Here is a 14,308-nt window from a genome sequence, read left to right as displayed (position 1 = left end):
ATGCGTCATCGCCGTCGTCCGGGATCAGTCCGCGCGCTCCACACGCACCCCGGCCGGCCGCAGTACGCGGCCTTTCAGCGTGTACCCGGGCCGAAGCACGTCGGCAACGACCGGGTCGCCCTCGCCGTCCCCCGTCTGCATCAGCGCTTCGTGCAGTTCGGGATCGAAAGCCGTGCCCTCGGCCTGCATGCGCTCGAGGCCCTCGGCCTTCAGAGCGTCCACGAGCTTCGCGTACACGAGCTCGACACCTTTGAGGAACCGGTCGAAGTCAGGCTGGTCGGTCGCCGACATCAGCGCGAGCTCGAAGTCGTCGAGAACCTCCAGCAGCCGCCGGGCCACGGGCATCGCGCCCAGCTCCGCCAGATCGGTCTGCTCCTTCAGAACCCGCTTACGGTAGTTGTCGAACTCGGCCTGCAGCCGGCGCAGGTGATCCAGGTACTGCTGCGCCTCGCCCTGGGCGGCCTGCAGATCGCCGGCCACCTCGGCAGCTTCATCGGTGGACTCCGGCGCCGTGCCAGCGGGCTCGGCCTCGGCGCCGAGGACGGCCCCGGCCGGCGTGGCCGGGGCGCCCTCGTCGTCGCGCAGGTTCGCGAACCGCCGACGGTCCGTGACGCGGACCCGCGGCTGTTCCTCGTCCCGTTCGCGCTCGTCGGTCACTTGGCCGTGACCTCGATCGTGCGTGCTTTGGCCTCTTCCCGCTTCGGCACGAGCACGGTCAACACGCCGTTGTCGAACGACGCCTCGATGCGCTCCGGGTCGGCCACGCGCGGCAGCCGCACCGACCGCGCGAACGAACCGTAGCTGCGCTCGATGCGGTGGTACTGACCCTCGTCATCCTCGCGGGAGAACTCACGCTGGCCGCGGATCGCCAGCGTGCCGTCCTCGAACGTGACCTCGACGTCGTCCGAGCTCATGCCCGGAAGATCGATCGTCACCTCGAAGCGGTCTTCGGTCTCACGGATGTCGAGCGCCGGAACCCAGGCGTTCTTCGAGAACGCCTGGCCGACCATGCGGTCGAACTCGGCTTCCGCACCCTTGAGATCGCGGAACGGATCCCATCTGGTGAGCATCACGACGCACCTCCTTCCTCGACGATCTCGCCCTCGACGACGTCGTCGTCCTCGGGTTCTGCCTGCTCGGCGCCGGCCTCACTGCCGTCACCGGTCGGCTCGCCGGCGGCGGCCGACGCCTGCTGGTTCTGGACCATCGCCTGCCCGACCCGCTGGTACACCTGCATCACCGCGTCGTTGGCGGCGGTGAGGGCCGCGGCGTCGGACGACTCGTCGTCCAGCACCTTCTTCAGCTCCTCGTTCTTCACGACCAGCTCGTCCTTGTCGGCGGCCGGGATCGTCTCGGGGTTCTCCTCGATGAACTTCGCCACCTGGTAGTGCAGCTGATCGGCTGTGTTGCGCGCCTCGGCGGTCTCCCGCCGCGTGTGGTCCTCTGCGGCGAACTTCTCCGCGTCGGACACCATGCGATCGATCTCCTCCTTCGACAGACTCGTGCCGCCGGTGATCGTCATCGCCTGTTCCTTGCCGGTCGCGAGATCCTTCGCGCTCACGTTCACGATGCCGTTGGCGTCGATGTCGAACGCGACCTCGATCTGCGGCATGCCGCGAGGCGCGGGCGGGATGCCCATCAGGTGGAAGCGCCCGAGCGACTTCACGGCCGGGGACATCACGGTCTCCGCCTCACCCTGCAACACGTGGATCTCCACCGTCGTCTGGTTGTCGTCGGCGGTGGTGAAGATCTCGGACTTGCGCGTGGGGATCGTGGTGTTGCGCTCGATCAGCTTCGTGAAGATGCCGCCCTTGGTCTCGACGCCCAGCGTCAGCGGGGTCACGTCGAGGAGCAGGATGTCCTTCACGTCGCCCTTCAGCACACCGGCCTGGATCGCGGCCCCGACGGCGACGACCTCGTCGGGGTTCACCCCCTTGTGAGGCTCCTTGCCGCCGGTGAGCTTCTTCACCAGCTCCTGGATCATCGGCATGCGGGTGGAGCCTCCGACCAGGATGATGTGGTCGATCTGCTCCGCCGGCTTCCCCCAGTCGGCGATCGCCTGCTCGAACGGGGTCCTGCAGCGCTCGACCAGGTCCTCCGTCATGCGCTCGAACTCGCTGCGCGTGAGCTTCTGCTCCATGTGCAGCGGACCGTCGGCGGTCGCGGTGATGAAGGGCAGGTTGATCGTGGTCTCGGCGACCTGGCTGAGCTCGATCTTCGCCTTCTCGGCGGCCTCCTTCAGCCGCTGGAGGGCCATGCGATCCTTGCCGAGGTCGACGCCGTGTGCGTTCTTGAACTCCGTGACGAGCCAGTCGATCACCCGCTGGTCCCAGTCGTCGCCACCGAGATGCGTGTCGCCGTGAGTGGCCTTCACCTCGAAGACGCCCTCGCCGATCTCCATCAGCGAGACGTCGAACGTGCCGCCGCCGAGGTCGAAGACGAGCACCGTCTGCTCGGTGTCCTGCTTGTCCAGCCCGTAGGCGAGCGCCGCCGCGGTCGGCTCGTTGATGATGCGCAACACCTCGAGGCCGGCGATCTGGCCAGCTTCCTTCGTCGCCTGACGCTGGGCGTCGTCGAAGTAGGCCGGAACGGTGACCACCGCCTGGGTGACCGTGTCACCGAGGTACGCCTCCGCGTCGCGCTTCAGCTTCAGCAGGATCTGCGCGCTGACCTCCTGCGCGGTCCACCCCTTGCCGTCGACGTCGATCGCCCAGCCCTTGTCGCCCATGTGACGCTTGACCGACCGGATCGTGCGGTCGGGGTTCGTGATCGCCTGTCGCTTGGCGACCTCGCCCACCAGGATCTCGTTGTTCTTGGAGAAGCCGACGACCGACGGGGTCGTGCGGCTCCCCTCCGCGTTCGGAACGACGACGGGCTCGCCGGCTTCCAGGACGGCGACCACGGAGTTCGTCGTGCCGAGGTCGATCCCCACTGCTCGTGCCATGAAGGCTCTCCTTCTGTTCGGCCGGACCGCAGGGGATCCGGGCTCCGGTACCTAAGTCTGAACCGAGGATAGAACTTGAGTATTCCATTGACAAGTTCGTTGGGCACTCGCGCATATGAGAGGAAGCATTATTTGTGCTGCAAGAGGTCTCCGTGACATCCCACAAATGGGTCCTCGTCGTGATGCGGGGTGCGACGCTGCGCCAAGTGATCTCACTCCTCGGGCGCCAAGGACCCCGGCCGTCCGACCGGGAGTCCGTGCCCCATCTCTCCCCGTGCCAGAGGTCAAGTGCGGCGAGTTGCGTGCCGAAAAGGCACTAGAACCAACGGCCCCGACCGAAAGGGACGGATCCACCGATGAGCGTTCCCCGAGAGCATGCACGCGCCGTCGAGCGCGTCGACGCGACCGTGCCGGCCTCCGTGCTGTCCACGGTCGAGTCGCTCATGCTCGAGGAGCGCACGCGGTGGGCGATGACGATCCACGACGGCCTGACCCAGTCCGTCACGAGCGCGATCTTGGAGCTGCAGGTGCTCCGTCACCGCATCGAGACCGACCCGATAGGGGCGGTCGCATCGCTCCACGAGATCGAGGACGCGATCCGCCACGACCTGAGCGAGATCCGCGAGGTCCTCTTCCAGCTCGACGCCGGCTCGCTGCGCGAGGACCCGTCGTTCGCGACGTTCGTGCACGGGCTCGTCGAGCGCTGGAAGCTGCCGGCCCGCATCACGATCGAGGGCGACCTCGACGCCGTGCCGACCACCGTGCTCGAGACCGCGCACAGCGTCGTGGGGGAGGCGCTCACCAATGCGGCCAAGCATTCCGGATCCAAGGACGTCACCGTGAAGGTCGTCGCCGGCCTGGAGACGCTGCGGATCGAGGTCACCGACCGCGGTCGAGGCATCGCGGCCGTGACCGACGACGACCCCCACTTCGGGCTTCGACTGCTTCGCACCCGTGTACACGAGATCGACGGCTCGCTCGAGATCGAGTCGACCCCCGGACGCGGCGTCCGCGTGATCGCCGTGCTCCCCGTCGGAGGGCAAGGAGACAGCTGATGAGGATCATGGTCGTGGATGACCACGCGCTCGTGCGCCGTGGCATGAGCTACGTGGTGAAGGAAGGCTTCCCCGAGGCCGACGTCGTCGAGGCCGAGAGCTCGGCGGTCGCCCTCGAGGTGCTGCACGGCGGTACGAAGGTCGACCTCGCGCTCGTCGACGTGCGCATGCCGGACCTCGACGGCCTCGAGTTGCTCCGCGCGATCAAGGCCGAATGGGACGAGTTGCCGGTGATCATGCTCTCGACCTACGAGAACGCGCCGTACGTGAAGCGCGCGCTGGCCGACGGCGCATCCGGATACCTCCTGAAGGACGCCACGCCCGAGGACCTGTCGCAGGCGATCAACGTCGCGATGTCCGGCAGCGGCAACGTCCTCAGCCCCCGCGTGATCCAGAACCTGTTCGACGAGCAGCAGGGCGGCGGCGCGAGCGATGGCGCGCGGCGAAACGAGTACAGCCTGACCCAGCGCGAGAACGACATCCTGGCGCAGCTCGCCGAAGGCCGGTCGAACCGTGAGATCGCGCAGTCGCTGTTCCTGTCGGAGAAGACGGTCAAGGCGCACCTGGCCGCGATCTTCCGCAAGCTCGGGGTCACGAACCGCACCCAGGCGGCGATGATGGCCGTGCAGATGGGCGTGGGCCCGATCCCCGGCGCCCTCGCGGTGAACGACTAGCGACGCGTCCTAACCGAAGTCGCGGAAGAAGCGGCTCGGCGTGGGGCCGCGCTGCCCCTGGTACTTGTTGCCGGCCGAGCCGTAGGGGGTCGCGGCCTCGGTCGAGAGCCGGAAGAAGCTGATCTGGCCGATCTTCATGCCCGGGTACAGGGTGATCGGCAGGTTCGCCACGTTGCTCAGCTCGAGCGTGAGGTAGCCGTCCCACCCGGGGTCGACGTACCCCGCCGTCGAATGGATCAGCAGGCCGAGCCGCCCGAGCGATGACTTGCCCTCGAGCCGCGCCACGAGGTCGTTCGGGAGAGCGACGCGCTCCAGCGTCGACCCCAGCACGAATTCCCCGGGGTGCAGGATGAAGGCCTCGTCGGGCTTCGTCTCCACGAGCTCCGTGAGGTCCGGCTGTTCCTGCTTCACGTCGATGTAGGGGTATCGGTTGTTCGCGAACACCCGGAACTGTGCGTCGACGTGCAGGTCGATCGACGACGGCTGGATGCATCGCTCGTCGAACGGGTCGATCACGATGCGTCCGGCGTCGATCTCCTCGCGGATCGTGCGATCGGACAGGATCATCGGGCGCTGATGCTACCCGTTCCCGCTCACCTCGACCCAGCGGTCCAGGGCGGCGGTGGCTGCCCCCGAATCGATCGTCTCGGCCGCGAGCTCGATGCCATCGGCGAGCGTCTGGGCACGTCCGGCGACCTCGAGCGCCGCACCGGCGTTCAGGAGCACGACATCGCGCTTGGGTCCGACCTCCCCGGCCAACACCCACCGAACGATCGCGGCCGACGCGTCGGCGTCGCCGCCCCGCAGATCATCGACCGTGGCCGGAGCGAAGCCGAGCGCGGTCGGGTCGAGCCTGCCCTCGGTCACCGAGCCGCCGCGGACCGTGTAGACGGTCGAGGGACCCGACGTGGTGAGCTCGTCGAGCCCGTCCTCCCCCCGGAAGAGCACGGCCCGCGTCCCGCGCCGGGCCAACACCTCGGCCATCAGCGGCAGCATGCGGGCGTCGGAGCATCCCACCGCTTGTGCGAAGGGCCGGGCTGGGTTCGTGAGCGGTCCGAGGAAGTTGAACACGGTCGGCACGCGCAGCTCGCGGCGGACCGGCCCGGCGTGGGCCATCGCCGGGTGGAACATCGGCGCGAACAGGAACGCGATGCCGGCCTCGGCGAGACACCGCTCGGCGCCGGCCGCGTCGAGGTCGATCGTGACGCCGAGCGCCTCAAGCACGTCCGCCGACCCGCAGTGCGAGCTCGCGGCGCGGTTCCCGTGCTTGGCGACAAGCACACCCGCGCCCGCCGCCACGATCGCGCTCACCGTGGAGATGTTGAACGTGCCGCTGCGGTCGCCGCCGGTTCCGACGACGTCCACGGCCGGCGCGGGCGTCTGCACGGGGTTCGCGAAGCCCAGCATCGTGCGAGCGAGCCCCTCGACCTCGTCCGCGGATTCTCCCTTGGTGCGCAGCGCCATCAGGAAGCCGCCGACCTGACCCGGCGTCGCCTCTCCGGCCATGATCTGACGCATCGCCTCGGCGGCCTCGTCGGCGTCGAGGTCCTCGCGCCGCACGAGTCGCGTGAGCGCGTGCGGCCAGAAGTCCGGATCGGTCTCGGGGCCCGGGTCGCTCATCGCCGACCGACGCTAGCAGGTGGTGCGCATGAGCCGGAAGCCACCCCCGAGCGGGTCGCGGCTGACGCCGTGGGCTCGCTACACTGAGGCTCCGTCGGCTGGCCGGCGGCCCATGCGGGTGTGGTTCAATGGCAGAACGTGAGCTTCCCAAGCTCGAGACGGGGGTTCGATTCCCCTCACCCGCTCTCTTTGGCGCCGCGACGTGCGGCGCCGATCGCACGTTCAGGCGCCCCGAGATACCGGGGAGCGGTCGGACAGAGGTCCTTCAGCGGGCAGAGGCGGCATCGAGGCGTGGGAGCCTTGCAGACCTCCCGGCCGAGCCGGATGAATCCCACGTGCATCGGGGTGCGCAGCCCGTCGGGGACCAGATCGTGGAGGAGCCGGTCGGCGCGCTCCGCACTGGCCCTCGGGGGGACCAGCCCGAGCCGCTTCGTGACGCGATGCACATGGGTGTCCACCGGTATCGCGTCGCGACCGAGCGCGAAGCTCAGCACGACGGCCGCCGTCTTGGGCCCGATGCCGGGCAGGGAGATCAGGTATTCGCGAACCGCGTCATCTGGGAGCTCGCGCAGTCGAGCCAGGTCGTACCCACCTTCTCGTTCACGCACCTCGCGCAGGATCGCCTGGATCCTCGGCGCCTTCGAGTTCGCGAGCCCCCCGCTGCGGATCGCGTCGGCCACGTCGGCCGGCTGCGCCTCGACGACCTCGCGCCAGCCACCGGGGAACGCGTCACGGAGGTCGGCGAACGCACGCTCGGCGTTCACGTCGCTGGTGTGCTGGCTGAGCACCGTGAGCATGAGCTCGTCGAGGGGGTCGACGGCTCGGGGCGGCTCGAGCGGGCCGAACCGCTTCTCGAGCCGGGCGGCGATCGCCCGGATGCGGCGGCGGCTCGGCGGCGCCCAGGGCTCGAGCGCCGACCGCCGACCCACCGGGCTCACTGCTGACCGCGGGCGCCGTTGCGGAACTGCGTGAGCGAGGGCTCGAACCCCAGCGGGATGTTGTCGGTCGGCCCATTGCGGTGCTTCGACACGATCAGCTCGGCGAGCTTCTTCTTCTCGGGATCGGCGTCGTCGCGGTGGATGAACATCACGATGTCGGCGTCCTGCTCGATCGCGCCTGACTCGCGAAGATCGGAGAGCTGCGGGCGCTTGTCGGCTCGCGCCTCCGGATTGCGGTTCAGCTGGCTGATCGCGATCACCGGGATCTCGAGCTCCTTGGCGAGCATCTTCAGGGAACGGCTGATCTCGGCGATCTCCTGCTGGCGCGAGTCGGGGCGGCGTCCGCCCATGCCGGGGTGTGCCATCAGCTGCAGGTAGTCGACGATGATCAACGACAGACCCCGCTTCCCCGTGCGCATGCGACGGGCCTTCGCGCGGATGTCGACGATGTTCGTGTTGCCCGAGTCGACGATCGACAGCGGGGCGTCATGGAGCACCTCGGCCGCCTGCACGACCGCCTGCCAATCGTTAGGGCCGACACGCTTGTTCCGGATGCGGTCCCACGGCACGCGAGCCTCGGCGCAGAGCAGACGCATGCCGATCTCCCAGCGTGACATCTCCAAGGAGAAGATCGCGACGGAGTTGCCGGCGACCGCGATGTTCCTCGCCATGTTGACCGCGAGCGAGCTCTTGCCGATGCCCGGACGAGCCGCGAGGACGATCAGGTTGCCCGGCTGCAGTCCCGACGTGAGGTTGTCGATGTCGATGAACCCGGTCGGCAGGCCCGTGTACGCGGACTCGCGCGTCTGGATCGATTCGAGGTCGAGCATCGCCTGGTCGACCAGATCGCGCAACACGGCCATCTCCTCGCGGTCCTCGCGACGGGCCACCTCGTAGATGCGCTGCTCGGCGTCGTCGGCGACCTGCTCCGCGTCATCGGTCGAAGCGTAGGCGCGGTCCATGATGTCGGCCGCGGCCGAGATCAGCCGGCGCCGCAGGGCCGCCTTGGAGACGATGTCGGCGTAGTAGGCGGCCGAGGCCGGAGTCGGGACCTCGTTGGCCAGGTCGGCCAGGTAGATGCGCCCACCCACGTCCTCGAGCGAGCCCCCCCGCTCGAGCGCGACCGCGGCGGAGACGATGTCGACCGGCTCCCCCCGAGCGAACAAACCACGCAGGGCGGTGTAGATGCGCCCGTGCGCCGATCGGTAGAAGTCGTCGGGTTCGAGGATCTCGACGACGTCGGCGACGGCCTCGTTCGACAGGAGCATCGCGCCGAGCACCGAGGCTTCGGCCTCCAGGTTGTGCGGCGGCAGTCGGTGCCCTTCGCCCGCAGGCAGGCGTCGAACATCGTCGGCCGTACGCGCCATCTACCCCTCCCCCTCGGGGCCCACGTCGCCGCCGGACCCGCTCCTCAACCCGGGGACGCTACGCCCGGCAACCACGAGGCGACAGTGGACAACGCCTGTGGATTGTTCCGGTGCAGGTCGCGGAGCGAGATTCCTTGTCACTCCGTCTCTGACCTGCGCTTTCCACATGTGGACAACCATGTGGAACAGTGTGAATCACACGTGTGACATTTCAACCGGGAGCGACACTGGCAACGACGGAGGCCGGGCAGCGGGCCCGGCCTCCGATGATGCGTGTGACGGGTGCGGTCAGCCCTCGTGTACGACCTCCACGGTCACGACCGGGTCGACCTGATGGAACAGGTGGACCCGGACCTCGTGCGTGCCGATCGATCGGATCGGCTCGTCGAGGTGCACGTCGCGTCGGTCGACCGTGACGCCTTCGTGCTGCGCGGCGATCGCGTCGGCCACGTGCTCGGCCGTGACCGAGCCGAAGAGCTTGCCCTCGTCGCCCGCACGGGCCGTCACCCGGATCGGACCGCCAGAGATCAGCCTCGACGCGATCGCCTCGTACTCGCCCTTACGGGCGTACTGGCGTCGCTCGTGGGCGCGCCGCAGGTTCTCCGTCTGCTGGGCCGCCCCCTTGTGGGCCTTCACGGCGATCGACCGCGGGATCAGGTAGTTGCGTGCGTAGCCGTCGGCAACCTCGACCACGTCTCCGGGGTCTCCGAGCTTGTCGACGGGCTTCTGGAGGACGACCTTCATCGGCTCGAGTACGGCAGCAGCGCCATCTGGCGAGCGTTCTTCACGGCCGTGGCGACGTCGCGCTGGTGCTGGACGCAATTGCCCGTGACCCGTCGGGCGCGGATCTTGCCCCGCTCGCTCACGAACTTGCGCAACGTGACGACGTCCTTGTAGTCGACGTAGTCGACGCGGTCCTTGCAGAAGACGCAGAACTTGCGCTTGCCCTTCTTCTGCCAGCCCTTGTCGTCCTTGTCGCGACGGCGCTTGGGGCCTTCCCTCTTCTTCGGTGGCATTACAGCGGTGTCTCCTCCTGGTCGGTGCCACCGCCACCCACGGGCGCCGCGACGCGCTCGCCCCAGTCGCCGCCGGACGAGCTGCTGCTCGAGCGGGACTGACGCTCGACGCGCGCGGTAGCCCATCGCAAGCTCGGGCCGACCTCGTCGGCCTCGATCTCGATGGCGGTGCGCTTGTCGCCGTCCTGGTTCTCCCAGGAGCGGTAGTTGAGTCGGCCGGCCACGACCACGCGCATGCCGCGCGTGAGCGACTCGGCCGCGTTCTCGCCGAGGCTGCGCCAGCAATTGACCGTGAAGTACGACGCTTCGCCGTCCTTCCAGCCACCGGCGCCGTCGGGGATGCGGCGGTTGACGGCGATCCGGAACTTGCAGACCGCGGCCCCGTTGGGCGTGTACCGCAGCTCGGGGTCGTCGGTCAGGTTGCCGACCAGGGTCACCTGGTTGTCGCTCGCCATGTCACGTCACCACCTCTTCGGTGTCTGCACCCGTCGCGCGTATGGCTCACGCGGGGGCGGGGGAAGCTTCGGATTCTGGATCGTCGGATGCCTCGGTCGCGGGGGCCGGTGAGGCCGCTTCGCTCGAGGTCGATCGCGGCTGCTCGCCGCGCGCCTCGGCGCGCTTGGCGTGTCGTCCCTTGGCCGGCAGCGCGATCACCTTGTGACGGATGACCTCGTCGGCCAGGTTCAACACCCTGTCGAGCTCGGGCTGCGCAGCCGGATCGGCCGTGAAGTTAGCCACCACGTAGTAGCCCTCGTTCTGATGGTCGATCTCGAACGCGAATCTGCGGCGGCCCCAGCGATCGATGTTGCCGACCTCACCACCGTTGATGGAGATCACCTTGGCGATTCGGTCGGTCGCCGTCGAGACGACCTTCTCGTCGGCCTCGGCGGGCAGGATGAGCATGACTTCGTATTCCCTCAACCAGTCACCTCCTCTGGTCTGGACGGCCCCCTCACGAGAGGGAGCAGTAGGGACTTGAGGGTCGCCCAGCAGTGTACGAGAACGGCCCGAACGCTAGCACCGGGGTCCGACACGGCTCAGGCCCGCGCAACGCGCTGCCGAAACCTCCTGCATGCGACGTTCCCGCTCGATCGTGGCGCTGGCGGTCGCTGCCGGGATGCTCGCGCTCGCTCCCGGCGGCTCCGCCGCCCCGCCCAGCGGTACCACCCCGGAGGCGCGGATCGCCTACGTCCGCGACGGCGACCTCTGGACCGTGCCCCCCACGGGGGGCGACGACGTGCAGATCACCTCGGGCCCGTCGAAGGATACCGATCCTGCCTGGGAACCGGGCTCCGGGCGCCTCGCTTTCACGCGGAAGACGTCGACCGGTCCCCAGATCTGGATCGTCGACACGACAGGCGGCTCGCCCAGCTGAACCGGGCTTCGGACCCGACCTGGTCGCCCGACGGCTCCTCGATCGCCTTCGTCCGCCGAGCGAAGGGGAACACCGACATCTGGACGGCCGACGTCGACGGATCGAACGTTCGTCGACTCACGAACTCCCCAGCCGCCGACGTCGAGCCCGCGTGGGGGCCGTCCAAGATCGCGTTCATGAGCAGCCGAGGCGAACGCCCGTCGATCCGGGTCATGGCGTCGGGCGGCCGCGGCGAACGTCGGCTGACCGAGGGCAAGGGAAGGGACCGCTCGCCGGCCTGGGTCGATCTCGACGGATCGACCGCCGTGATCCTGCACGAGCACGTCGAGACGAACGGCGACCTCGACCTCCGAACGGTCGCCCTGGCCGATGGGTCGCTCAGCCCGATCCTCGAGCGCGACGAGCTCGACCAGATGCCCTCGAGCGCTTCGCTGCCGTGGTTCGCATTCCTTCGCCGGACCGAGTCGACCACCTCGATCAATACCGCGGAGCTCGACACCCCACTCAGCACGATGCGGATCATCGTGTCAGGGCCGGGCCTGTCGGACCCGGCGGTCGCTCCTGCGGTCGCTTGAACGACACGGGGCCGGGAAGCTCCGAGCTCGAACCACCGTTAGACTGCAACGACTGCCGTGCACTTGAAGGAGGCGCGAGCGATGCCCGATCGAACCGTGTCGACCCACGACCTCAGGGCGTGGAAGGGTGAGCAGCGACGCTGGGTGATGCTCACCGCGTACGACTTCCCCACCGCCCAGATCCTCGACCGGGCCGGAGTTCCCGCGTTGCTGGTGGGCGACTCCCTCGGCCGCAACGTCCTCGGGTACGCCAACGAGCTCCCGGTCACGATGGAGGACATGCTCCACCACGTGATGGCCGTCTCGCGTGGCGCCCAGCGCGCGATGGTCGTCGGTGACCTTCCGTTCATGAGCTACCAGGCCTCGATCGAGGAAGGCGTGCGCAACGCGGGGCGTCTGATCAAGGAAGGCGGCGCCACCGCGGTGAAGCTCGAGGGGCCGAACCTCGACCTCGTGCACCGGCTCACCGAGATCGGCATCCCGGCGATGGCCCACATCGGCCTCACGCCCCAAGCGGTGCACGGCCTCGGCGGCTACAAGGTGCAGGGGCGAGGCGAAGCCGCCCAGAAGGTGCTGGAACAGGCAGTGCAGCTCGAGAAGGCCGGGGCGTTCGCGATCGTGCTGGAAGCGATGCCCGCCGAGCTCGGCGCCGAGATCACCCATGCGCTGCAGATCCCGACGATCGGCATCGGCGCGGGCAGCGGCACCGACGCCCAGGTGCTCGTGATCAACGATCTGCTCGGGCTGACGGAGCACCCGCCGAAGCTCGCGAAGGCCTACGCCGACCTCCGAGGTGCGATCACCGACGCTGTGACGAACTTCGTCTCCGACGTTGAAGCCGGCACGTTCCCCGACGAGGACCACTCGTACTCGTAGGGGGCTCCGTCGGACCTGGGTTCGGCGGTCACCGCCGCCCCGCCGCCGACGTATCCACCGGCCTGATCCACCGATGCTCACGCTCCGAGCCCACGATGATGCGCGCAGGCGGATGCTGAGCGCCGATCCGTCGTCGTCCTCGGTGCTCTGGAGCTCGCCCCTCCGCGCTGTCGGCCCATCGGGCGCTGGAAGGACGGCCGACGGCGCGGGCCTTATGTCCCACCTACACTCCCCCCGTGAGCGCTGAGCAGGGCGACGACGCGCGGAAGCGGGCCGAGCTGGTTTCGATGGTCTCGCACGAGCTGCGGGGACCGATCTCCACGATCAAAGGACTCGCCGTCACGACGCGCACCTACTACGACCAGCTTCCCGACGAGGAGAAACGGGAGTTCCTGGAGCTGATCGAGCAGGAATCCGATCGCATGCTCGAGATCGTGAAGCAGGCATCGCTCGCGATGAAGCTCTCAGCGGGCGTGCTGCAGCTCCAGACGGGCCCGGCCGACCTCGCGGCGATCGTGCGGGAGGGCGTGGGTGCCGCGGGGCTCGGCGACGACCGGCGGGTGGACCTCGCCCTCGACGACGTTACGACGGAAGGCGACCGTACCCAGCTCGTCGAGGTCGTTCGCCAGGTGGTACAGAACGCCGGCGAGTACTCGCCGTCAGACGAACCGATCACCATCACGCTCGAGCCCGAGGGCGACGATGCCGTCCTCACGGTGGCTGATCGTGGCCCCGGCATCCCCGAGGACAGGCGCGAGCACGTGTTCACGACGTTCCCGCACTGGCGCCCAGCCGGCTACGAGGAGGTGCAGGGAACCGGCCTGGGGCTGTTCATCTCCAAGGGCCTCGTGGCCGAACACGGGGGGGAGATATCCATCGAGGACGGGCCGGGCGGCGGTACGATGCTCCGCATCCGGCTGCCGCGGGAAGGAACCGAACGTGGGTGAGGGCGACACGGTCACGCTGCTGATCTGCGACGACCACAAGATCCTCACCGATGCCCTCGCGACCGTCGTCGGACTCGACGACACCCTCGAGATGGTCGCCGATCCGGTGCACGACGCCGAGCGTGCGATCGAGGTCTGCAGCGAGCAGCTCCCCGACGTGGTGCTGATGGACATCGTGTTCAAGGGCGGCGGGCAGAGCGGCATTGACGCGACCCGCAGGATCAAGGAGGTCTCGCCGAGCACCAAGGTCGTGATCATGACCGCGCACGACGACGACCGCCTGCTCGTGGAGGCGGTCGAGGCCGGCGCATCGGGGTTCCTCAGCAAGGACGAGGCCGCGCAGGAGTTGCTGTCGGCTGCGAAGGCGGCCGCGGACGGCGAGGTGTTGATCGATCCGGCTACGCTGACGCGGCTGCTCGCACAGGTCGCACGCGAGCGCGAGATCCAACGGGAAGCCACGATGCTGCTCGACGACCTCACGGAGCGCGAGCGCGAGATCCTGCAACTGCTCGCCGAGGGCATGCGCAACGACGACATCGCGGCGAAGCTCTACATCAGCCCCCAGACCGTGCAGACGCACGTGCGGAACATCCTCGGGAAGCTGCGCGTGCACTCGAAGCTCGAGGCCGTGGCCTTCGCCGTGAAGCACGGCGCGATCACCGTCTGAGGCTCTCGCGTTTCACGTGCGCCTGCGGCGGCCCCTACCCGGAGCTCGGTACCCAGGATTACCGGGGCACGAGCATGTAGCGCCCCAGGCATCGACGCCGAAGAGATGGACAGACAGGGCGAGCCACCACCCCCTCGGTGGCCCGCCAACGACGAAGGGCCCGAGTCCACCCCTCCCGGACTCGGGCCCTTTTCCATGGGATGGGGAGTGTGTAGCTGCGTTCTCCACCCCAGTGGGAACGACGCGGCGCTGAT

At 68.6% G+C, this 14,308-nt stretch carries 18 protein-coding genes and 1 tRNA gene; 8 read left to right on the top strand and 11 right to left on the bottom strand.

From position 1 onward, the window contains the following. Positions 1-24 precede the first annotated feature (24 nt). The 3 genes from VFI59_04555 to dnaK are packed head-to-tail and all read right to left on the bottom strand — an operon-like array spanning position 25 to position 2,944. Positions 25-657: a nucleotide exchange factor GrpE gene (locus tag VFI59_04555; protein ID HET6712964.1), complete on the bottom strand. Its 633-nt coding sequence runs from the start codon at positions 655-657 to the stop codon at positions 25-27. Next, positions 654-1,070, bottom strand: a complete 417-nt coding sequence (locus VFI59_04550; protein ID HET6712963.1) for an Hsp20/alpha crystallin family protein — start codon at positions 1,068-1,070, stop codon at positions 654-656. The genes VFI59_04555 and VFI59_04550 overlap by 4 nt, the downstream gene beginning before the upstream one ends. Next, positions 1,070-2,944, bottom strand: coding sequence for a molecular chaperone DnaK (gene dnaK / locus VFI59_04545; GenBank protein HET6712962.1), 1,875 nt, complete (start codon positions 2,942-2,944; stop codon positions 1,070-1,072). The genes VFI59_04550 and dnaK overlap by 1 nt, the downstream gene beginning before the upstream one ends. Before the next feature lie 356 nt (positions 2,945-3,300). Between dnaK and VFI59_04540 the strand changes: the two genes are divergently transcribed. Together VFI59_04540 and VFI59_04535 are read left to right on the top strand one after the other, a co-directional pair. Continuing rightward, positions 3,301-3,999 carry an ATP-binding protein gene (locus tag VFI59_04540; protein HET6712961.1) on the top strand — a complete coding sequence of 233 codons (699 nt, stop codon included), beginning with the start codon at positions 3,301-3,303 and terminating at the stop codon, positions 3,997-3,999. After that, positions 3,999-4,673, top strand: a complete 675-nt coding sequence (locus VFI59_04535; protein ID HET6712960.1) for a response regulator transcription factor — start codon at positions 3,999-4,001, stop codon at positions 4,671-4,673. Before VFI59_04540 ends, VFI59_04535 begins: the two co-directional genes overlap by 1 nt. Before the next feature lie 9 nt (positions 4,674-4,682). On the opposite strand, the gene dcd is transcribed toward VFI59_04535, so the two are convergent. Next, positions 4,683-5,240: a dCTP deaminase gene (gene dcd / locus VFI59_04530; protein HET6712959.1), complete on the bottom strand. Its 558-nt coding sequence runs from the start codon at positions 5,238-5,240 to the stop codon at positions 4,683-4,685. Between the two features lie 12 nt (positions 5,241-5,252). Then, complete coding sequence (gene trpD, locus VFI59_04525; GenBank protein ID HET6712958.1) at positions 5,253-6,293, bottom strand: anthranilate phosphoribosyltransferase; 1,041 nt, start codon at positions 6,291-6,293, stop codon at positions 5,253-5,255. A gap of 114 nt (positions 6,294-6,407) precedes the next feature. Here trpD and VFI59_04520 point away from each other — a divergent pair. Further along, a tRNA-Gly gene (locus VFI59_04520) sits at positions 6,408-6,478 on the top strand. On the opposite strand, the gene nth is transcribed toward VFI59_04520, so the two are convergent. The 6 genes from nth to rpsF form a co-directional block, all read right to left on the bottom strand. Then, positions 6,470-7,222: an endonuclease III gene (gene nth / locus VFI59_04515; protein ID HET6712957.1), complete on the bottom strand. Its 753-nt coding sequence runs from the start codon at positions 7,220-7,222 to the stop codon at positions 6,470-6,472. The two genes, VFI59_04520 and nth, sit on opposite strands and share 9 nt — an antisense overlap. A gap of 5 nt (positions 7,223-7,227) precedes the next feature. Further along, positions 7,228-8,598: a replicative DNA helicase gene (dnaB, locus tag VFI59_04510; protein HET6712956.1), complete on the bottom strand. Its 1,371-nt coding sequence runs from the start codon at positions 8,596-8,598 to the stop codon at positions 7,228-7,230. A 288-nt stretch (positions 8,599-8,886) separates the two neighbouring features. Then, the gene (gene rplI, locus VFI59_04505) at positions 8,887-9,342 is read right to left on the bottom strand and encodes a 50S ribosomal protein L9 (GenBank protein HET6712955.1); all 456 of its coding nucleotides are present in this window, start codon (positions 9,340-9,342) and stop codon (positions 8,887-8,889) included. Then, positions 9,339-9,614 carry a 30S ribosomal protein S18 gene (gene rpsR / locus VFI59_04500; protein ID HET6712954.1) on the bottom strand — a complete coding sequence of 92 codons (276 nt, stop codon included), beginning with the start codon at positions 9,612-9,614 and terminating at the stop codon, positions 9,339-9,341. Before rpsR ends, rplI begins: the two co-directional genes overlap by 4 nt. Further along, on the bottom strand, positions 9,614-10,069 hold the full coding sequence (gene ssb, locus VFI59_04495; protein HET6712953.1) for a single-stranded DNA-binding protein: 456 nt from the start codon (positions 10,067-10,069) through the stop codon (positions 9,614-9,616). Before ssb ends, rpsR begins: the two co-directional genes overlap by 1 nt. 46 nt (positions 10,070-10,115) lie before the next feature. Further along, positions 10,116-10,535, bottom strand: a complete 420-nt coding sequence (rpsF, locus tag VFI59_04490; protein ID HET6712952.1) for a 30S ribosomal protein S6 — start codon at positions 10,533-10,535, stop codon at positions 10,116-10,118. A 151-nt stretch (positions 10,536-10,686) separates the two neighbouring features. On the opposite strand from rpsF, the gene VFI59_04485 reads away from it, so the two are divergent. The 5 genes from VFI59_04485 (at position 10,687) to VFI59_04465 (ending at position 14,054) form a co-directional block, all read left to right on the top strand. Next, positions 10,687-10,989 (top strand): hypothetical protein, encoded by a 303-nt coding sequence (locus VFI59_04485; protein HET6712951.1) that lies wholly within the window; start codon positions 10,687-10,689, stop codon positions 10,987-10,989. 176 nt (positions 10,990-11,165) lie between these two features. Further along, positions 11,166-11,564, top strand: coding sequence for a hypothetical protein (locus tag VFI59_04480; protein HET6712950.1), 399 nt, complete (start codon positions 11,166-11,168; stop codon positions 11,562-11,564). Positions 11,565-11,645: 81 nt separating this feature from the next. Next, positions 11,646-12,440 (top strand): 3-methyl-2-oxobutanoate hydroxymethyltransferase, encoded by a 795-nt coding sequence (gene panB, locus VFI59_04475; GenBank protein ID HET6712949.1) that lies wholly within the window; start codon positions 11,646-11,648, stop codon positions 12,438-12,440. A 236-nt stretch (positions 12,441-12,676) separates the two neighbouring features. Next, positions 12,677-13,387 carry a HAMP domain-containing sensor histidine kinase gene (locus VFI59_04470; protein HET6712948.1) on the top strand — a complete coding sequence of 237 codons (711 nt, stop codon included), beginning with the start codon at positions 12,677-12,679 and terminating at the stop codon, positions 13,385-13,387. Continuing rightward, positions 13,380-14,054, top strand: coding sequence for a response regulator transcription factor (locus VFI59_04465; GenBank protein HET6712947.1), 675 nt, complete (start codon positions 13,380-13,382; stop codon positions 14,052-14,054). The genes VFI59_04470 and VFI59_04465 overlap by 8 nt, the downstream gene beginning before the upstream one ends. The last annotated feature ends 254 nt before the right edge of the window (positions 14,055-14,308 follow it).

This window comes from Actinomycetota bacterium, from assembly GCA_035697485.1.
In the GTDB taxonomy this organism is placed as follows: Bacteria; Actinomycetota; UBA4738; order UBA4738; family HRBIN12; genus JAOUEA01.
This window is presented reverse-complemented; position numbering and strand designations above follow the sequence as displayed.